The organism is Pseudoalteromonas sp. SCSIO 43095, assembly GCF_023650455.1.
In the GTDB taxonomy this organism is placed as follows: Bacteria; Pseudomonadota; Gammaproteobacteria; order Enterobacterales; family Alteromonadaceae; genus Pseudoalteromonas; species Pseudoalteromonas tetraodonis.
In genome coordinates, this window is record NZ_CP087996.1 from 326,745 (window position 1) to 346,546 (window position 19,802).

The following is a 19,802-nucleotide window of genomic DNA, read 5'->3' on the forward strand; positions in this document are numbered from 1 at the left end:
ATGTGGCTAGCTTAGTGTTTTTCAGGCTCGCTCGCAACCGGCCTTGATAAGACATACCAAGCTGACAATAGCATAAACAAAGCGACTGTTGTTGTAAGCGGCCATGATGGTGACGCACCAAGATAAAATAATATGAAGCCTATTGCCATCCCCACACAGGCAATACATTTAACTTTACGCGAAATCGCGCCATATTGTTGCCAGTTTCTTAATGTTGGTCCGTAATGGCGATGATTTAAAAGCCAGGCTTCGAACCGCGATGAAGAGCGCCCAAAGCAATAAACAGCAACAATTAAAAAAACAGTCGTAGGCATCACGGGTAGAATCGCACCTATAATTCCAAGACCTGTAAAAATTAAACCTGTGAGAAAGAATAGTGCCTTGAGTACTTTGGAACCTTCATTCATTCCGTGTGCGTTTTTTATTTTGTTGCTGCTCATTTTTATTTTAGGCTTATGCAAATGTTTTATCGACTAGCTCACGAACAAACGAAAATGCTTGTTGAGCAGCAATAAGCGCATTTTTTCTTTGTAAATCATCAAGCTCTATTTTATTGATTGAATTAGAAAACTGTTGCCATGCAGCACCGCGGCCTTGTTCGGCAGGTGCTAAATGTCTAGCTCCAAATGTCTCCGATAAATCAATACGTTTAGCGGCTTTTAATAAGTATTCTGCACCGAGGTTTGAGCCTTCAACTACATACAACCACGCTAAGCCTTGTTCAAATGTGAATGTGCGCTTATCAGAGTATTGCTTACGAATTTCATCGGCCTGCTGCTTAAATGATAAATCGCATAAATCATCGTACACAGCATCTAAGCGCTGCATACCTGCAAGCCCTGCAATGCAATCTTGAAACCTTTTATCATGATATAAAGGGGCGACCGTAATATGAAATGCTAGCTGTACTTGTAAAAACAATGCATAGCGTTCAATGCTTGAAAAAGGCCTTTTAGTCATAATCGCTTTATCTAAACCATCATGAATAGAAGATGTTTCTGCTTTAAACTGGGCTGTTAAAGTGTTCTCTTTAATTGTTTCCATATCCAATGAAGACATGATTAACTCCGTGTAACTAATATTTAATTTATAAAAAACTCAACAGGTAAGGTGAGCGTTAATGTAGTACCTGTTATTTCGTCTGGGGGTAAGGGTAATGGTTCTGCGCGTTTGACCAGAGCAAGTACCTCTTCATCAAGGGATGACACACCGCTTGCTCTAAATAAAGAGACTGCAATTACTTGGCCTTCTCGATCCATTGTAAATTTGACCCAAGGCACGCCCTGCTGACGTTTCAGTTTTGCCATTCGAGGATAGCGTTTACGTCTTTCAAGGTGAGCTGATAATTGCATTTGCCAGCGCTGCTTAGCCTCAACTTGTTGCTTGCTAAATACATTATTTACTGGCCCTGTACGCTGTTCTGCTGGTGCTGCATCAATTGATTTTGGTGCAGTTGTCTGTGCAACAGCGCTGTCGTTCTGGGAATTTTGTTTTGTCTGTTCAACTTTCTCTTTAACAGGCTTAGCATTATCAACAGCTGTTTCTAGCACTTTTTCAACTTTAGCTACTTTGGGTTTTTTAGTTACTTTAGGCGTTGTAATTTTAATCTCAGACTGCTTGGCTATAAGCTCTGGTTGCTCGACTTTAGGCTGTTCTTTTGGTTTGGGTTTAGGCTTACTCTCAGCTGAGGATTGACTTGCCATCTGTTGTTCAGGCCCCTCAGGTAGTGCATTTTTGGGTACTTTAGGTGCGGCTACCATACTAATGACGACGGCATCAGGCATTGCTGCATTTGCAGTTTGTGTTATTGCAACTGCTGGGCTCATAATAAAGTAAGCTGCAACCAATAGATGAGCAACTAATACTGTTGAAACACAGAGTAACTGTAATTTACGATAGCCTGTTCTAAGCGTTGGCTGGCCAGCTATCATGCTCATTACTGCTGACTCGCTTGTGTTTTTTCTAGCCCAACTAACGCAATGTTCTTATAGCCTGCTTTAGAAAGAATATTCAGTAAATCAACAAAGTCCCCGTAATCCACACTGCGATCTGCGCGGATCAAAATTGCGTGCTCATGAGTGATTTTTTGCTGCAATAACGCTTCAACTAGTTCGGTTTTCGCGACAGACTGCTTTTCACCAATAACCAAAGACAAATCTTTTTGTAATGTAAGGTAAGTTGGTTTTTGTTCAGAGGCTTTCGTTTCAGAATCAATACTGGGTAGTTCAACAGGCACGCTAACTGTTGCTAATGGTGCAGCAACCATAAAAATAATCAGTAAAACCAACATAACATCAATAAACGGCGTGACATTAATGTCATGTTGTTCAACTAGTTCTTCATCATCTTGTTGTAAGTTAAAAGACACGGCTTTATTTCCCTGCAGCTTTGATTTGCTGATAGTCAATTAACTGCTCTAGTGGTTTTGCTTGAGTATCTTTTGCTGATAAATCTCGGCTAAGGATTGTCATTATGACAGTCACTGTGTCTAACAATTGCGATTTATAGGCTGTTATAGAGCGTGAAAAATAGTTGTACATCACAACTGCGGGTATTGCTGCAACTAAACCAAGAGCTGTTGCAAGTAATGCTTCAGCTATGCCTGGCGCGACAACAGCAAGGTTGGTTGTTTGTGTTTTGGCGATGCTAATAAAGCTATTCATAATCCCCCAAACAGTACCAAACAAACCAACAAATGGAGCAACAGAACCAATGGTTGCTAAAACCCCCGTTCCTTTGTTCATATCTGCAGATAGCTCGGCTTTTACCCTATCTAATCGAGCTGCAACACGCTCTTTTAATGCATCACTTGTCGTTGCGTTATTACTACTTAAGTTAAGCTCATGTAGGCAAGCTTGAATTAATAGTTTTGCCGTACTTGGCTCTTGAGTTAAACCTTGTTCTGCCATTTTTAAGTTATGACTATTTAATAGTTTGACTAATAAAGCCCTGCCTTCACGTTTACTTTTATTAAGATAAATAAGCTTCGCGATAAAAATACCCCAACACACAATTGAAGCTAGTAGTAGGGCCAATCATAACGGTTTTAACAATCACATCGGCCGCTAAATACATACCCCAAGGCGACAGATCATGACTAACAAAAGCTGCGCTATCGGCTAATTGTGGGTTATCTAATTTAGTTACTTGGCTTACTATTTCATTTACTGGGTCTTGCTCAGATGAATAACTATGCCCGGAAAAAAAGCCAACAAGAGCCACAAAAAGCACTACTCCAAATTTCATTAAATCTACTCCAGCCAACTGACAAAAATGGCGAAAAAAATAAACGTCATATTTAATAAGACGCACCAAAATCATTTTCCCGTAATAAAAATTAAAATTTTTTGTCGACGGCGGGCATTTGCCTTAAGCGATTCGTTGTAATTCTCTGATAGAATGGAATATTTTGAAAAGAGATTAGCCAAAAGTAGTAATTATCATATTTTAAACAACAAACTTGCCTTGAATAAATAACAATGATACGGTAATGATAATTGTTATCATTTGCCGTTGTTGGTAGGGAACCGCAGTGCTTAATTACACCGGTATGGATCTATTTGTTCGCGACAATCAATTTTGGTTATTAAGGTTTTTACAGAAGAAACTTAACCTTCATTGCCATCATGATGCACAAGACCTTTCACAAGACACATTTATTCGTGCTCTGACTTCGTCAATTGATTTATTTGAAGTGAAAGAACCCCGTGCTTACCTTGCTACAATTGCAAATCGTTTAATTATCGATAAAGCAAGACGTAAACGCATTGAGCAAGCCTACCTTGAAGCTCAGTTAGAGTCTTCACAAGAATATGCCCCTTCGTGTGAAGAAGTGCATGAAATGATTCAAAAACTAGAGGCGTTATCGCGCTTGCTTGAAGGGTTAGCAGATAAACCAAGGCGCGCATTCTTAATGGCAAGGTTAGATGGTCTGAAGTATCAAGAAATTGCTCAGGAACTGAATATATCGGTGAGTATGGTGCAAAAATATATCGCTCAAACATTGCTTCATTGTCACAGTCAATTACTCGATTAAGCCATAATGTCCGTACAGTACCCAGACTACAAATCTAAGCTTGAACAAGCCGCAAATTGGTGTGTTTTACTCAATTCTGACAACTTCACCGATGCCGATATTCAAGCCCATAGTCAGTGGCTCAAAGCCGATCCTGAAAATCAAAAAGCTTACTCAGAATTGCAAGCACTGTGGTGCGAATTTGACAGCACTGATAACAGCCATTTTGATTCGAAAATCCTCAATAGGGTACTAGATAAAGATAAGCCTAAGTCTAATCATTTTGCTAAATCGGTCGTTTTATCGGCACTTTTTGTCGGGTTTGGTCTCATAGCCAGTCATGTAGGTCTAACAGGAATCAGCTCTGATTATTACACTCTAAAAGGGGAGCAAAAAACTGTTGAGCTTAAAGATGGCTCCATACTGACTCTCAACGCGCAAACCCAAGTGGATATAGAATTTAGTTCTAAGCAACGATTGATTAAGTTGAATCAGGGAGAGATACATTTAGTGGCAAAAACTAATTCAAGTTGGCCATTAGTGGTGGAAACAGATAAAGCAACGGCAACAGCCTTGGGGACACAATTTACTGTTAAACGCCACGAACAAGATACCTTTGTCGTTGTGAGTGAATCAAAAGTAGAGCTGTGCTATTTACCTGCTCAAAAATGTGTCGTAGGTAAGGAAGGTCAAGCAATGTCAGTGGCTAATAGTCACCTCATTGGGCCAACAGCTACAAACCCCGATATAGAATTAGCATGGTTAAATAATAGGTTAGTTGCTAATAATATGAGTTTAGCTAGGTTATTAAGTTTGCTTGAGCCTCATTATCAAGGCGTGTTTATTTACAACCAATCCGCACTTGAACATATCCGAGTTTCAGGTGTTTACCCAACAGACAATATTGCTATGGCGCTACAGATGATAGCGTCAGAACCCGCGGTGACCCATACCTCTGTCACTAAGTATTTTGAATATATCTCATTGAAATAAAATAAGTTATAAAATTCTTTTCATTAATTAATAAATTTTATTACTGCTTTTTGATTTTGCAGCGTCCTATTAATAGCTCTAAAAAATAATGAGAACTATTTATGTTACAAGGCCGCTTATCGCGTTTAATTTTTACAGTCTTGCTATGCTTGCAATTTACATTTTCTGCAAAGGTGTTAGCGGATCAAGCCCACCAACTTGATATACCGCAAGGTAGTTTGGCTGAAGCACTTAATACATTTGCCCTCCAAACAGGCATCTTGCTGCAGTTTGATCCTAAGCAAGTTGGCGATCTGCAATCAACTGGTCTAAAAGGTGAATTCGAACTTGATAAAGGATTCCAACAGCTTCTCTTAGGGACTGGCTTGTATGCCAAGAAAACGGCTAATGGAAGTTATGTTATACGTGCACTCTTAGCCCAATCAAATGGTGAGATTTTACTCGATACCTTAGAGGTTCAGGCTACATCTAATAAGCGTATAGAAATTTATCAATCAGCCTCTTCAAATACTCAACTTGATCAAGCTCAGCTCCAACGCATTGCCCCACGTGATACATCAGATATTTTCTATAACGTTTCAGGTGTTACCACTTCCCAAACTCGGCAGGAGCCTGGGGTTGCAGTAAATGTTCGTGGCTTACAAGATTTTGGTCGAGTTAATGTGATGATTGACGGAGCTAGGCAGAACTTCAAACGCAGTGGTCATGGTGCCAATGGGATGGTTTATTTAGATCCTCAATTACTGTCGAGTGTCGAAATTGCAAAGGGACCAGTAGGCGAAAGTGGTGGTGCTGGCGCGATTGCTGGTGTTGTAAATTTTAAAACGCTTGAATTTGATGATTTGGCGGCTCCAGGTAAAGATCATGGTACTAAGCTAGCCATTTCATCTGGCAACAATGCCTATCATATGCAGGGCTTATTAGCGTCTACTGTGCGTGTGGGAAAAGACCTAGAACTTGTTGCTGCAGTAGGGCATAAGAATGTTGGCCGTTTTAAGCCAGGCCAACATGGCGGTAATGCTGATTCTAGTAGTTACTTTAGTGCAATGAGTAACTTTACCGAGCAAGATAACTGGTCGTCATTGCTCAAAGCTGATTACACAATAAATAAAGAGCAGTCAGTAAAGCTTAGCTATGTCGGTTTTTATGGCAACTTTGAAGAAGGCTCAGCGACATCAGTAGATGCAGAGCCCGAAAGTAGCAGTTCACTCAATAACGATACGATTAAATTAGATTACACATGGGCTGCAAACTCAAATTACCTCAATCTTAATGCCAGTGTTTATTACAACCGCACTCAAATGCGTCAGCATGTTTATGAAATGGGAGAAAGCAGCAATCCCTACGGCGAGTTTGAATTGCAATATGAAACCAACACCCTAGGAATGGTTGTTGATAATCTTGCCTTTTTTAGCCTCAAGCATGATTGGTTAACACAACATGAGTCATTGTTATTACTTACTTTAGGTGGCGAATATTTTAAAGATTGGACAGAGCCTCAAGCAATACAGCAAACGCCAGGAACTGGCGATCCATCTTGGTTTACAGGTGCAACCCCTGAAGGTGATCGCTCTCTAGGCAGTGCTTATATTCAAGCACAATGGCAATACGGCGAGCATTTTTCTTTTGAATCAGGTTTGCGCTATGAGCAATTTTCACTGCAAGGAGGTGGAGAAATATACTCTGGTTACATTCTTAACCCTCCCGGAGTTTCGCCTAGTCGCACTTTGATCTATACCGACTTTGACGTTGACCGGCATGAAAATTACCTTTCACCAAATATGCGTTTAGCCTATCGCTTTAACGATAAAATACAAGGCTACTTAAGTTCAGCTCAGGCAGTCAGGCCGCCTGAAATCACAGAGACCTTATTATTTGGTGCTCATGTTGGTAACTCTTTCCCTTTTTACCCAAACCCTGGACTTGAAGCTGAAGAAGCTTGGAATAATGAAATTGGTCTTAATTTTGAGTTGCTTGATATAGCCAAAGGCCACGATTTATTCATTAAAACAGCATGGTTCAAAAATACCATCGATAACTTTATTGTCCAAGGTCGCGTGATGAGACCTACTTCTATTGATGACAATGGAATGACGCTGAGTTATGTCAATTTACAAGATGAGATCCGTTTTGATGGCCTTGAACTGCAAGCTGATTATGAATCAAAAAGGCTATTTGCTGAGCTTAATTACACCAAAATGAATGTTGACCTTGGCAAGGGTGGCTATGATCCATTTCCTCTAGGCAGCCAAGTAGGTTATCCAGAAACAAGTATGGGTCAAGCTGGATCGGGAAGCTTGAACTATATCCCTCCACCAAAACACAGTGGTGCATTGACCCTAGGCTTAAAGTTATTTGAAGACACTTTAAAGTTAGGCGCTCGAATGCGTTACGAAGATAACGACGGTCGTGGTGGCAGCGCTTATGAAGACGTTGTTGACTGGCAAGTTTATGACTTTTGGTTGGAATATCAATTCACATCACAGTTTAAATTACGTATGTCGGTCGACAACCTGACCGATCTCAATTATGCCGAAGCAAATGGTACTTCATATTGGATTGCGCCTGGGCGCACCGCCACTGCTCAATTAACCGCAACATTTTAAATAATAAAGGAATAAAAATGCGACATACCTTTAAGCTAGCCCTTATTGCCAGTGCATTATTTAGCGCAAATCTTGCAAGTGCCGCTGAAATTAACCTACAACAATTACATGCATTTGGTACACCGCCGACCATTATGATGGGCGGCGATAAAGGCATGATGCCTGCAAAACCACCGACATTAAATACTCATAATGGTAAATTAATAGGTACTTTTCTTTCTGGTGGTGGTAGTGACTTTGCCACGCTAACGCAGTCGGGTATTTATAGCTTCACTCCCCAATTAACTGAAGGCGAGTTAACCGACTACACCACATATATAAACGAAGTTAATAACGACACGCTAGCCTTTGTAACGAATACCGTGGTTGATAGTCAGGGAATTGTTTACGGTGGCGCAAACAGAACATTATTCAAATGGAGTGAAGGCGAAGTAATAGAGGATGCACTATCGCATTTGGATCTCTCTAGTATTAATGGCGGAGACTTCCGAGTACAAGGCTTGATGACGATAGATGCACAAGACAACATCTATTTTGCCGCTTATGAACGAGGTAGTGATTATAGTGCATTACTGCGCCTTAATAGTGAAGGTGAAATCGCTGTACTGATTGACTTTAGCCGTGATGAATATAAACAGGGCAATATTTTTACTAAAGGTGAAGCGCCTGCCTCATTGATATACAGTGAACAAGATAATGCGATTTATGGCCTTGCACATAAATCTTCAAAGTCTGATGGAGCAGGCAGTACCGAAGGCTTAGAAGATGGCGACTTCCCAAGCGGCACCTTGTTTAAGCTAGATTTAACTAATGCTAAAACGGATGGCAGCTCAGAAGTACAAATTTTAAAAACCTTTTCTAATAACCTACATGGTCTTATCGATGACCATACCTTAGCAACCAACTCGTTAGTAGAAAGCGCTGATTGGTTATACGGAACGTCAGCTAAAACAGTATGGCGTGCCCACAAAACCAATTTAGACGCATTTACCGTGTTACATACATTTGGTTCAGAACAAGATGAAGCAGAAACAAACCTAAATGGTAAAACGCCAGCGGGTCCACTTGTAGTTGCAGCAGATGGAAATATTTACGGTACAACAACCGCCGGAGGCAGTGACGATAATTCAGGTGTACTATTTCGTATTAATCTAAGTACAGACGCACGTGACCTTGATAAAGAGCAAGACAATTTTCAGCTTGTACTCCACTTTGCAGATCAAGCTTCACCTTTACCAGTAGGTTTAACTGCTGGTGCGCTAGTGAATGGCGAACAAATTATTTACGGTGCCACCAATGGCGACGCGGTAAACGACACAGGAAGCGTATATCAATTCACTGTAAAAGAGCATGCCTTGGAGTTTAATACTCAAACCACTGAAATAACTTTAGGAGAGAGTGTTGAAGTCAACTGGCAGTCAACCAACTTAAGCCAATGTACTGCCAGTGGCGATTGGCAAGGTGAAAAAGAAGCCAGTGGTACTGAATCAATTGAGCCAAGCTCTGAAGGTGAAAAATCTTATTTATTAAGTTGCCAAGACACTGACCAAAAAACACATGTTCAGTTAGTTAATGTGGTTGTAAATCCAAAACCAGAGCTGAACTTTACTTCTTCAGTTACCGAAATCACCTTAGGAGAAAGCGTAGAGTTAAATTGGCAAACATCTAACTTAAGCCAATGTACGGCTAGTGGTGACTGGGAAGGTGCAAAAGAAACCAGTGGTACTGAATCAATTGAGCCAAGCACTGATGGCAACAAATCATACATTCTAACTTGCCAAGATAACGACCAAACTGACTATGTTCAGACAGTGAACATTGTGGTTAATTCAAAGCCAGAGCTGAATTTTAGTTCATCAGTAACTGAAATCACCTTAGGAGAGAGTATAGAGGTAAGTTGGCAAACATCTAACTTAAGCCAATGTATGGCTAGTGGTGACTGGGAAGGTACAAAAGAAACCAGTGGTACTGAAACTATCGAGCCAAGCAGTGATGGCACTAAATCATACGTTCTAACTTGCCAAGATAATGACCAAACTGACTATGTTCAAACTTTGGATATTTTAGTTAATCCTGAGCCAGAACCAGAACCAGAACCAAAAGATAATAGCAGCAGTGGTGGTGCATTTGGCAGCGTAATCTTGGCTCTTGGCTTATTAGTTGGTAGGCGCTTTCGTAACAAAGATTAAAACTCGTTGCATAATCTAACTGCACTGCAGCTTTGCTGCAGTGCTACTTAATAGCAATCGACTTAAATGTTTAGTCATTCTAGCGTGTTAAATAAAGCGTTAACGGCTTTATAAATTTTTAATGTAGACAACTACATGTCGAAATTTATGCCTTGTTATCACTCTATTTATCTGTCGCTAGAAATGGTTAATAACTTAACACGATTGATATAAAATTTATTGAGCTAGCTATGAAAACACTCTGTATTTTTTTATTCACTTTGCCGCTTTGTTGTTTTGCTAACACAGCGGTTGACGATGTTAGTGTAAATTACCTGACTTCACTTCATTATAGTGGCCCTGAAGGTTGGCCTACGGCAGGGAAACCCTATGCACCCCCTATCTATAATGCTGAGCGAGACCAACTGCTGGGAATATCTTCCACAGGACATGTAGATATTTTTGGTAACGACACTAGGGCAGCAAATATGTGGGGGCTGGCGCCGATGCAAGGTCATTATTTTTCATTGGCTAAAGATATTAAATCATACGTGGGTTTTGCTGAGCATCCACAGCTCGATAGGCTTTATAGTATTGATTTAGATGGTAACATTTTTTATGTCCACTCAGATGGCAGTAATAAAAATATTGTTTTTGATAACAGTGAGAAAGAGCTTAGCAGTCAACCTAACGTTCAGCCCATTTTTGATCAGCAGGGGCGGCTACTGTTTATAGACACAGACGGCGAATCTTACTCGCGGTTAATGCGCTTAGACGCCGATAATACCCTGATTGAAATGCACCGTTTTAACAATAACCCGCATGGTTATTATACTGGTGCGGGAGGTATGTTATTGAGTGGTAATACATTATTTGGCTATTTGGCTTACCCCAGAGGCACACCATTTTTAGATACACTCTCGATTGATGATGATTTTATTGTCGGCGCCCTCTACGCAATGGACTTAAGTAACTACCCAGTACAAAGCCCTGAAATTATACACGAGTTTACCTTAGCCGAGGGAGAAGTTCCGTGGACAAGAGGTGAAGCTGCGCGTATAGCCACCTATTTGGTTGAAGACCAACAAGGTTATTTATACGGCACCACGTCAGTAGGTACGTGTAAAACAAAAGGAATAATCGTTAACAATCAGCAAGAGGCAAAATTTGATAATGGCATTTGTGGTGGTAGCTATGCCTTATATTCTGTGACCGATAAAGAAAATCTCATCCATACAGAATATCCTCATTATGATGGCAGTAACCCTTTTGGCTCTGTATTTAGAGTAAAAAAAGATGGTTCTGATTTTGTGTTAGTGCATACATTTAGTGACCTAGATGGCAGTCAGCCCCGCGGACCAATGGCGATTACGGGCAATGGCTACCTTTATGGTACAACGATGGGGGGCGGTGTTCATAAAGATGAAGTTATAAGCGTAAAGCAAGGCAACCCCTACCCCTCACAATTCGGGGAAGTAACCGGGAATGGCACCATTTATCGTATTAGCCTCGCAGATATTAAAGTTGAAAATGGCGTGGTCGTTGAAAGTGGTTTTGAACATGTACACTCTTTTAAAGCGGGGATAGATGTTGATGCCGACGGCAAAGTGCCAACCGGTATTATGTTAGCTGCAAACGGTAACTTATACGGCACCACCTTATATGGTGGCCGAGGGTACACCGATAATTCTGGTAATAAATACCTCAATGATAAATTCGGCACTGTATTTGAAGTAGATTTAAGTGCTCAACAGCCGACAGGCTCAGTGTCAATCAGCATAACTCCAGGGACTATAAAGCAAGGAGAGCAAGCCGAAGTTACTTGGTCCAGTTTCAATGCAACAGACTGTAAAGCAACGGGGGAAACAGTAATTGGCGACTGGCAACCTGATTCGCCATTAGAGCCGCAGGGCAGTATGGTTATTTCGCCACAGGCAGGGGTTTATACATTGACAGTTAATTGTAAGGATAGCGATGTGAATAGTCGTTTTGCTGCCCTAGCAACCTTGTATGTGGATGCAGAAGCAAAAGCAAAAGACAGTGAGTCACTTAGCTATGGTAATGGCGGCAGTTTAGACTGGCGTTGGCTGTTTTTGTTAACTGCGGCAGCATTGTTTAAACCAGTTCGTACAACGAGGTTTAAATAATCGCTTCGCAAGCGCTTAGTAAACCACTTAAAGACGCTTTAAAGCTGCAAATGCGCAGTTTTTTATCATGTTCCAGGGTTTAGTGCGGTTATTAATGTATTAATGCTGTTGCCTGCAATCTACATGTTGCAGGTTTATGAGCGCGTTTTGAGCTCAGCAAATTTAGACACCTTATGACTAATCTCTTCGATGGTTGCGGTATTTTTCTTATTAATGGGGGGCTGGAGTGGATCCGGAGCCGAGTATTAATAAGCATTAGTCAACAATTTGATAAAACTTTACACAACCGTGTATTTAATGCGTTATATCAGCATCAGCTTAAAACTGGTAACGCTAACTCAGGACTACTGATTAACGATCTTAATCAAGTTCGTCAGTTTATGACTGGGAGTAGCGTGTTTGCCTTTTTATTGCTTATTTACCACAGAATGTGAACCTTTTTGCAGGCAGTATCGCGCAAAAAATTGCACGATTTGGCGAGGTGGATGATCACTTGGTGATTAATGTTAAACAAAGAAAATCCTGTTTTTGAAGGGCTTTGGTCAATTGTCGAGCCTGATGTTTATACCAATAAACAACTCAACTATCGTGGTGTAAAAGTACTGTTTTATAAAATGATGGTTTTTCTGCTTGAAGATATTCAGGAGGGCACCTTTGATTATTCGGATTATGATAATCAACCTTGCAACGAAACCCCTGAGCGCTTTGATGCATTATCTCCCCAATATCGCTCTTGGAGGATCTTAAACACTTTTAAAATTGATATAGATCAAAGAAACTTCACTCGCAGGAATCTATATTACGCGGCTGCAATTTTCACCGCTTTTTGAAATCTTGATTAGCTTTTAAAGGCAATACTCCATCATCGTGCTTAAAGGTGTGTCATGGCATTACTCATCAATAACAAATGCATTAACTGTGATATGTGTGACCCCGAGTGCCCAAATGAAGCCATTTATATGGGCGCCAAAATCTACCAAATAGACCCTACAAAATGCACTGAATGTGTGGGCCACTACGACAAGCCGACCTGCGTGAGCGTATGCCCCATTGACTGCATAAAGCCCGACCCTAATCATCGTGAGAGCTTAGATGAACTGGCTGAGAAATATGTCAAATTGACGGGGTAGTTTGTTGATTGGTTTTTTATGTTTCATCGGGTTACGAAGCTAAAGTTGCGACACTGTCGCAACAATTAAACTGCTCGCATATTACGTATTGTTATCGATAAAAACCTCCTCATATATTTTATAATTAAAACTCAAAAACCCACGACCTTTGCTGTATGATAAGCCAATAAATTATATTGATATTCTTGCAAAGAGAGACCACATGGACGCTGCATCAAAAAAGCCTGCTACAAAAAAAACCGCAAAAAAAACACAAGTCGGGTTTGAAGAGTCCCTTTGGGATGCCGCCAATAAACTGCGTGGCAGTGTTGAATCAGCCGAATATAAGCACATTGTTTTAAGCTTAATCTTTCTTAAATTTATTAGTGACAAGTTTGAAGCGCGTAAAAAAGCCATTATTGCCGAGTACGGCGACGAATACATCGACATGGTCGACTTTTACGCGATGGATAACGTGTTTTACCTACCAGAAGACGCACGCTGGTCGTACATTCAAGCCAACGCTAAGCAAGGCGATATAGCCGTTAAAATAGATACCGCACTACACGCGGTTGAAAAAAACAATAAATCACTCGCCGGTGCATTGCCCGATAACTACTTTTCACGCTTAGGGCTTGATGCCAGTAAGCTTTCAGCGCTTATCGACACCATTAATAATATCGACACCATTGCCAACCAAAACGAAAAAACAGAAGAAGACTTAGTTGGTCGTGTTTACGAATACTTTTTAGGTAAATTTGCCGCATCTGAAGGTAAAGGCGGGGGCGAGTTCTACACGCCTAAGTCAATTGTTACCCTTATTGCCGATATGATAGAGCCATTCGAAGGCAAAATTTACGACCCTTGTTGTGGCTCGGGCGGTATGTTTGTGCAATCGCTTAAGTTTATTAATAGCCATAACGGCAACCAAAAAAATGTGTCTATTTACGGGCAAGAGTACACTAACACCACTTATAAACTGGCTAAAATGAACCTTGCCGTGCGCGGTATTTCGGGCAACTTAGGCGATGTAGCAGGCGATACCTTTTTTAAAGATCAACACCCCGACCTAAAAGCCGATTACATCATGGCAAACCCACCGTTTAACCAAAAACAGTGGCGCGCCGATAACGAATTAGTCGACGATGCCCGTTGGGCAGGTTACCCAACACCGCCTACCGGTAATGCCAACTATGCGTGGATCATGCATATGATCTCAAAACTCAGCGAGCATGGCACCGCAGGCTTTGTACTAGCTAATGGCTCAATGAGTTCAAACACCAGTGGCGAGGGCGATATTCGCCAAAAAATAATCGAAAACGACTTAGTCGATTGTATGATAGCCCTACCAGGGCAACTGTTTTACACCACAACAATTCCAGTTTGTTTATGGTTTATAAGTAAAGATAAACGCGGTAATAACGAAAAAGGCCTACTAAAACGCCGCGACCGCCAAGGCGAAACCCTATTTATAGACGCCCGCGAAATGGGCTCTATGGTTAACCGTACCTTAAAAGAGCTAACTAACGACGACATCGCTAAAATTACCCAAACCTACCACCTTTGGCGCGGCGAAGAGCTTGTAACAGATAACGAGCAAAAATATGAAGATATCGCCGGTTACTGTAAATCAGCCACCCTTGCTGATATTAAAGCAAACGACTACGTACTGACCCCAGGGCGCTATGTCGGTGCTGCCGATATTGCAGACGACGGTATTCCGTTTGAGACTAAAATGACCGAGCTCAGCCAAACCCTTTATAGCCAAATGAGCCAAAGCGATGAGCTTGATAAAGCCATTCGTAAAAACTTGGAGGCGCTGGGTTATGGGGAGTGATTGGCCATTGGTTTCTTTAGGTGATTATTGTGTGAAAATTGGTAGTGGTGCTACACCAAGAGGCGGAAGTAGTGTCTATAAAGAGTACGGTGAAATATGCTTGATACGAAGTCAAAACATCTACAACGATGGGTTTAAACCTCAAGGACTTGTTTACATAGATGAAGATGCTGCAAAAAAATTAAAAAATGTGGTAATCGAAAAAAATGATATTTTATTAAACATTACAGGTGATTCAGTTGCTAGGGTATGTCTTGCAGTAGAGAGCTATTTACCTGCAAGGGTAAATCAACATGTCGCTATTATCAGACCAAACCCCAAAGAGTTTGATGCGAGGTATTTACGTTATGTGATTTCAAGCTCATTTATGCAAAAGGTTTTATTAAATCTTGCTAGTGCAGGGGCTACGAGAAATGCTTTAACTAAAACGATGATTGAAACATTAGAGGTTTCTAAACCACCTTTAATAATTCAAAAAAACATTGCGGATTGCCTTGAATCTCTTGACGATAAAATATTTTTAAACAACCAAACCAACCAAACCTTAGAACAGATGGCGCAGGCGTTATTTAAGAGTTGGTTTGTTGATTTTGATCCCGTGTTCGACAACCTACTTGCGAGCGTTAATTTTAAGTTAGAAAACCTTGAAACTAGTCTGCCTGACGAGTTAAAACAAAAAGCACAGCGCCGCTTAGCGGCACTGAACAGCTTACACAATGCGGCCGAAATAAAAACCTCACTCAGTGCGCTTGCTCACGAGTTACAAGCACAGTTACCTACAAAAGAAGCAACAAAAGACGCAACACAATCAGCAGTGCAAGTATCAGAAAAAGCCGCTGAAACACCCGTTAAAGCAAACTTTAACGCCAACCCTACAATATTAGCGCAACACGCAAACACCCACGCCCACTTCCCCAATGAGTTCGAGCACAACGAACAACTAGGCTGGATACCAAAGGGTTGGGAAGTGGAGTCAATTTATGAATCAATTGATATAGTATACGGTGCTCCGTTCAAATCTAAGCAATTCAACAATGATGCTATAGGGTATCCTATTATTCGTATTCGAGATTTAAAAACAGGGTCTCCACAAAATTGGAGTGATGAACTACATCCAAAGCGGACGCTAATAAAAGCAGGGGACATTGTTGTTGGAATGGATGCAGAATTTAGAGCGACAGTCTGGTCAGGAGAAGATGGTTTTTTAAACCAGCGCTTATTTTTAGCTAAAGGAAGAAAAAAATATATTAGTAATTTATTCATTAAATACTCATTAGCTCCACTTTTAGCATTTCAAGAACATACTCAAGTTGGTACAACTGTTGCGCACTTGGGTAAAAAAGAAATTGATCGTTTCGAAATTCTAATGCCTTCAAATTCGATTCTTAAGCAATCTTCTGATTTTTTTGAAGATATTAAAGATAAAATTGTTCAGAATTATAAGTCTACGACTCAGCTAACAAAACTCCGTGACACGCTACTACCCAAGCTCATCTCTGGCGAATTACAAATACCCGATGTAATCACAGATGAAGAAGTAGTCGATTAATAACCTTAGCTGAGCGTTTAAAGGCAAAATAAAAAGAATAAGGATGTTTGATGAAATTTACTGAAGCCAAATTAGAACAAGCGGTGGTTGAGTTATTAGGCGAGCAAGGCTACCCGCATTTATTAGGTGGTGAGCTTACTCGTAGTAACAGCGAAGTATTAATTAAAGACGACCTCCGTGCTTTTTTAACCAAGCGTTATGCTAAAAATAATATTACCACGGGTGAAGTAGACTCAATAATTGCAAAGCTCGAAAAACTCCCTGCCAGTGATTTATACGAAAGTAATAAAACCTTTTGTAAGTGGCTGAGTGATGGCTTTTTGCTTACACGCGAGCGAGGCAGGGTTGCAGGCAGTGCAGCGCAAAAAGATTTGTATGTTCAGCTGCTAGATTACGATAACGTTGAGCAAGGTATTAAAAGTAGCATAATAGCAGGCAGTGCTATGGCTACTTTAGATAAAGTAAGTGAAGCCAGCGTTACTTACCTGCAAGACGACAATATTTACCGGTTTGTTACCCAGTTAGAAATAGAAAGCCCCACCAGTTACGACAACATTGAACTGCGTATTCCTGATGGCATTTTATATGTGAATGGCTTGCCATTAGTGGTGTTTGAATTTAAAAGCGCAATACGCGAACAAGCCCCAATTTTTGAAGCGTATGAGCAGTTAACGGTACGCTACAGGCGCGCTATTCCGCAGTTATTTGTGTTTAATACCTTGTGCGTTATAAGCGATGGCGTAAACAATAAAATGGGTAACTTATTTGCGCCGTATCAGTTTTTTTACTCGTGGGGAAAAGTAACGGGGCAAGAGCTAACCGCGCAAGAGGGGATTAACTCGTTACATACCTTATTGCAGGGCTTGTTTGATAAAGCGCGTTTGCGCGATGTAATGCGCAACTTTGTGTTTTTCCCGGATTCTGATAATAAAAACGCAGGCAAAAAAGAGATAAAAATTGTGCCGCGTTACCCGCAATATTATGCGGCTAATAAACTGTTCGAAAATATAAAACGCCACTTAAAGCCACAAGGCGATGGTAAAGGCGGTACGTATTTTGGCGCAACGGGTTGCGGTAAAAGTTACACCATGCAATTTTTAACACGCTTGTTGATGAAAAGCGTTGAGCTTAAAAGCCCCACCATTATTTTAATTACCGACCGAACCGATTTAGACGATCAACTTTCGCAGCAATTTGGCAATGCTAAAACCTACATTGGCGACGATACGGTAAAAACAGTGACCAGCCGTACTCACTTACGTGAGTTACTTGAAGGGCGTAACAGTGGTGGGGTATTTTTAACCACCATTCATAAATTTACCGAAGATACCCAGTTATTAACCGACCGCACTAACGTTATTTGTATTTCTGATGAGGCGCATCGTAGCCAAGTAAATCTTGATCAAAAAATTACCATTACCGACAAAGGCGTAAAAAAGACCTTTGGTTTTGCTAAATACCTGCACGATTCACTGCCAAACGCTACCTATGTTGGTTTTACCGGCACCCCAGTAGACGCCACGCTTGATGTGTTTGGTGAAGTGGTTGACTCGTACACCATGACTGAGTCGGTTAAAGATGAAATAACCGTACGCATTGTGTACGAAGGCCGCGCCGCCAAGGTGTGTTTAAACAATAGCAAGCTGGCCGAAATTGAAGCTTATTACAAAGAGTGCGCCGATGCAGGCAGTAACGAACTGCAAATAGAAGACAGTAAAAAAGCCACCGCTAACATGAATAGCATTTTAGGCGATCCTGACCGCATACGTGTATTAGCAAGGGACTTTGTTGAACATTACGAAAAACGCGTTGAGGAAGGTTCTACCATTGCAGGAAAGGCGATGTTTGTGTGTAGCTCGCGTGGCATTGCCTATCAGCTGTATCAAGAGCTAGAAGAATTACGCCCACAGTGGTTTGATGTAGTAGATACCGAAGACGCGCAAACACTATCAGATACCGAGCGAAAGCGCGCTATTAGCGAGGGCCGTATTGCAGCCCCCTCTGAAAAAGTAAAAATGGTGATGACCCGTGGTAAAGACGACGTTGAACGCTTATATAATTTACTTGGCAGTAAAGACGAACGTAAAGAGCTTGATAAGCAATTTAAAAACAAAAACTCAAACTTTAAAATAGCCATAGTGGTCGATATGTGGCTAACCGGTTTTGATGTGCCATTTTTAGATACCATGTACATAGATAAGCCATTGCAAAAGCACAGCTTAATACAAACTATTTCGCGGGTTAACCGCCAGTTTGAAGGCAAAGATAAAGGCTTAGTGGTTGACTACATTGGTATTAAATCTGAAATGAATAAAGCGTTAGCGCAGTATTCAAAAACTGACGAAACCAATTTTGAAGACATTACCGCCTCGGTTATTGAGGTAAAAAACCACTTGGCGTTACTTGCCGAGTTATTTCATAAATTTGACAGCAGCCCCTACTTTACAGGCGAAGCCGTTGCCCAGCTAAACTGTTTAAACCACGCCGCTGAGTTTGCGCTAATTACCGAAAAACGCCAAAAGCGTTTTATGGATTTAGTAAAGCGTTTAAAAGCCGCTTACGATGTATGTTGTGGCAGTGAAAAAATAAACGAAAACGAGCGAAACCACATTCACTTTTACCTTGCCATTCGTTCTATTATTTACAAGTTAACCAAAGGCGAAGCGCCCGATACCGCGCAAATGAACGCCAAAGTACGTGAAATGATAAGCGAGGCCCTACAAAGCGACGGCGTAAAAGAAGTATTTAAACTCGGTAATGAAGACGGCGGCGAAATTGATATTTTTAATGACGACTACATCGCTAAAATAGAAAAAATAAAACTCCCCAATACCAAAATAAAAATACTGCAACAAATGCTAGCTAAAGCCATAGGCGAGCTTAAAAAAGTAAACCAAACCCAAGGTATCGACTTTACTAAACGCTTTGAATCGCTGGTACAGCGCTACAACGAACGAAAAGAAGATGACGTACTGGTAAGTAGCGTACTTGATGAATTTTCAGACAGTATGGTTGATATGATTTACAGCGTACGCGACGAAATGAACGCCGGCGACGAGCTAGGCATTGATATTGAAGAAAAAGGCTTTTACGACGCCTTAAAAATGCTCGCCATTAAATACGACTTTGACTACCCCGAAGACAAGCTCATTGAGCTTGCTCAAGCAGTAAAAGTAATTGTAGACGATAAAGTTAAATTTGTTGATTGGAATCACCGCGACGATATTAAATCATCACTAAAAGTCGAGCTGATTTTAATACTCGCTAAATTTAAATACCCACCAATCAGCCGCGATGAAGTATACAAAGAAATATTTGAGCAAGCGCAAAATGTAAAAGCGAATAAAGAGGTGTAAAGCCGATGATGATTCGTTTGTT

Annotated in this window: 16 protein-coding genes; 10 read left to right on the forward strand and 6 right to left on the reverse strand. The window is 40.9% G+C overall.

From position 1 onward, the window contains the following. Nucleotides 1–11: 11 nt before the first annotated feature. Genes LOC50_RS15825 through LOC50_RS15850 form a run of 6 tightly spaced genes read right to left on the reverse strand, consistent with a single transcriptional unit; the run spans nt 12 to nt 3,246 of the window. Complete coding sequence (locus LOC50_RS15825; protein ID WP_250654174.1) at nt 12–407, reverse strand: YbaN family protein; 396 nt, start codon at nt 405–407, stop codon at nt 12–14. A 46-nt stretch (nt 408–453) separates the two neighbouring features. Then, nucleotides 454–1,059 carry a biliverdin-producing heme oxygenase gene (locus LOC50_RS15830; protein WP_250654175.1) on the reverse strand — a complete coding sequence of 202 codons (606 nt, stop codon included), beginning with the start codon at nt 1,057–1,059 and terminating at the stop codon, nt 454–456. Nucleotides 1,060–1,082: 23 nt separating this feature from the next. Continuing rightward, the gene (locus LOC50_RS15835) at nt 1,083–1,937 is read right to left on the reverse strand and encodes an energy transducer TonB (protein WP_250654176.1); all 855 of its coding nucleotides are present in this window, start codon (nt 1,935–1,937) and stop codon (nt 1,083–1,085) included. Next, nucleotides 1,937–2,368, reverse strand: coding sequence for a biopolymer transporter ExbD (locus tag LOC50_RS15840; RefSeq protein ID WP_054553556.1), 432 nt, complete (start codon nt 2,366–2,368; stop codon nt 1,937–1,939). The genes LOC50_RS15835 and LOC50_RS15840 overlap by 1 nt, the downstream gene beginning before the upstream one ends. A 4-nt stretch (nt 2,369–2,372) precedes the next feature. Then, the gene (gene exbB, locus LOC50_RS15845) at nt 2,373–3,011 is read right to left on the reverse strand and encodes a tonB-system energizer ExbB (RefSeq protein ID WP_250654182.1); all 639 of its coding nucleotides are present in this window, start codon (nt 3,009–3,011) and stop codon (nt 2,373–2,375) included. Continuing rightward, entirely contained in the window at nt 2,971–3,246 is a 276-nt protein-coding gene (locus LOC50_RS15850; RefSeq protein WP_250653936.1) for a hypothetical protein, read from the reverse strand. The genes exbB and LOC50_RS15850 overlap by 41 nt, the downstream gene beginning before the upstream one ends. 286 nt (nt 3,247–3,532) lie before the next feature. On the opposite strand from LOC50_RS15850, the gene LOC50_RS15855 reads away from it, so the two are divergent. From LOC50_RS15855 to LOC50_RS15900, 10 genes are all read left to right on the forward strand, one after another. Further along, nucleotides 3,533–4,036, forward strand: coding sequence for a sigma-70 family RNA polymerase sigma factor (locus LOC50_RS15855; RefSeq protein ID WP_200909101.1), 504 nt, complete (start codon nt 3,533–3,535; stop codon nt 4,034–4,036). Nucleotides 4,037–4,042: 6 nt separating this feature from the next. Beyond that, the gene (locus tag LOC50_RS15860; protein WP_250653937.1) at nt 4,043–5,008 is read left to right on the forward strand and encodes a FecR family protein; all 966 of its coding nucleotides are present in this window, start codon (nt 4,043–4,045) and stop codon (nt 5,006–5,008) included. 101 nt (nt 5,009–5,109) lie between these two features. Beyond that, on the forward strand, nt 5,110–7,614 hold the full coding sequence (locus LOC50_RS15865; RefSeq protein ID WP_250653938.1) for a TonB-dependent receptor: 2,505 nt from the start codon (nt 5,110–5,112) through the stop codon (nt 7,612–7,614). Nucleotides 7,615–7,631: 17 nt separating this feature from the next. Then, nucleotides 7,632–9,803 (forward strand): choice-of-anchor tandem repeat GloVer-containing protein, encoded by a 2,172-nt coding sequence (locus LOC50_RS15870; RefSeq protein WP_250653939.1) that lies wholly within the window; start codon nt 7,632–7,634, stop codon nt 9,801–9,803. A 230-nt stretch (nt 9,804–10,033) separates the two neighbouring features. Beyond that, nucleotides 10,034–11,929 carry a hypothetical protein gene (locus LOC50_RS15875; protein WP_250653940.1) on the forward strand — a complete coding sequence of 632 codons (1,896 nt, stop codon included), beginning with the start codon at nt 10,034–10,036 and terminating at the stop codon, nt 11,927–11,929. Between the two features lie 503 nt (nt 11,930–12,432). Beyond that, on the forward strand, nt 12,433–12,759 hold the full coding sequence (locus LOC50_RS15880) for a hypothetical protein (RefSeq protein ID WP_250653941.1): 327 nt from the start codon (nt 12,433–12,435) through the stop codon (nt 12,757–12,759). A 54-nt stretch (nt 12,760–12,813) separates the two neighbouring features. Then, complete coding sequence (locus LOC50_RS15885; RefSeq protein WP_250653942.1) at nt 12,814–13,059, forward strand: YfhL family 4Fe-4S dicluster ferredoxin; 246 nt, start codon at nt 12,814–12,816, stop codon at nt 13,057–13,059. Nucleotides 13,060–13,261: 202 nt separating this feature from the next. Continuing rightward, nucleotides 13,262–14,875 carry a type I restriction-modification system subunit M gene (locus LOC50_RS15890; protein ID WP_036983737.1) on the forward strand — a complete coding sequence of 538 codons (1,614 nt, stop codon included), beginning with the start codon at nt 13,262–13,264 and terminating at the stop codon, nt 14,873–14,875. Then, nucleotides 14,865–16,424, forward strand: a complete 1,560-nt coding sequence (locus LOC50_RS15895; RefSeq protein WP_036983739.1) for a restriction endonuclease subunit S — start codon at nt 14,865–14,867, stop codon at nt 16,422–16,424. The genes LOC50_RS15890 and LOC50_RS15895 overlap by 11 nt, the downstream gene beginning before the upstream one ends. A 50-nt stretch (nt 16,425–16,474) precedes the next feature. Further along, on the forward strand, nt 16,475–19,780 hold the full coding sequence (locus tag LOC50_RS15900) for a type I restriction endonuclease subunit R (protein WP_036983740.1): 3,306 nt from the start codon (nt 16,475–16,477) through the stop codon (nt 19,778–19,780). The last annotated feature ends 22 nt before the right edge of the window (nt 19,781–19,802 follow it).

Bases quoted from the DNA above. Each gene is read 5' to 3' on its own strand.
- LOC50_RS15825 (WP_250654174.1), bottom strand. From the start codon at position 407: ATGAATGAAGGTTCCAAAGTACTCAAGGCACTATTCTTTCTCACAGGT.
- LOC50_RS15830 (WP_250654175.1), bottom strand. From the start codon at position 1,059: ATGTCTTCATTGGATATGGAAACAATTAAAGAGAACACTTTAACAGCC.
- LOC50_RS15835 (WP_250654176.1), bottom strand. From the start codon at position 1,937: ATGAGCATGATAGCTGGCCAGCCAACGCTTAGAACAGGCTATCGTAAA.
- LOC50_RS15850 (WP_250653936.1), bottom strand. From the start codon at position 3,246: ATGAAATTTGGAGTAGTGCTTTTTGTGGCTCTTGTTGGCTTTTTTTCC.
- LOC50_RS15860 (WP_250653937.1), top strand. From the start codon at position 4,043: ATGTCCGTACAGTACCCAGACTACAAATCTAAGCTTGAACAAGCCGCA.
- LOC50_RS15865 (WP_250653938.1), top strand. From the start codon at position 5,110: ATGTTACAAGGCCGCTTATCGCGTTTAATTTTTACAGTCTTGCTATGC.
- LOC50_RS15870 (WP_250653939.1), top strand. From the start codon at position 7,632: ATGCGACATACCTTTAAGCTAGCCCTTATTGCCAGTGCATTATTTAGC.
- LOC50_RS15875 (WP_250653940.1), top strand. From the start codon at position 10,034: ATGAAAACACTCTGTATTTTTTTATTCACTTTGCCGCTTTGTTGTTTT.
- LOC50_RS15880 (WP_250653941.1), top strand. From the start codon at position 12,433: ATGTTAAACAAAGAAAATCCTGTTTTTGAAGGGCTTTGGTCAATTGTC.
- LOC50_RS15885 (WP_250653942.1), top strand. From the start codon at position 12,814: ATGGCATTACTCATCAATAACAAATGCATTAACTGTGATATGTGTGAC.
- LOC50_RS15890 (WP_036983737.1), top strand. From the start codon at position 13,262: ATGGACGCTGCATCAAAAAAGCCTGCTACAAAAAAAACCGCAAAAAAA.
- LOC50_RS15895 (WP_036983739.1), top strand. From the start codon at position 14,865: ATGGGGAGTGATTGGCCATTGGTTTCTTTAGGTGATTATTGTGTGAAA.
- LOC50_RS15900 (WP_036983740.1), top strand. From the start codon at position 16,475: ATGAAATTTACTGAAGCCAAATTAGAACAAGCGGTGGTTGAGTTATTA.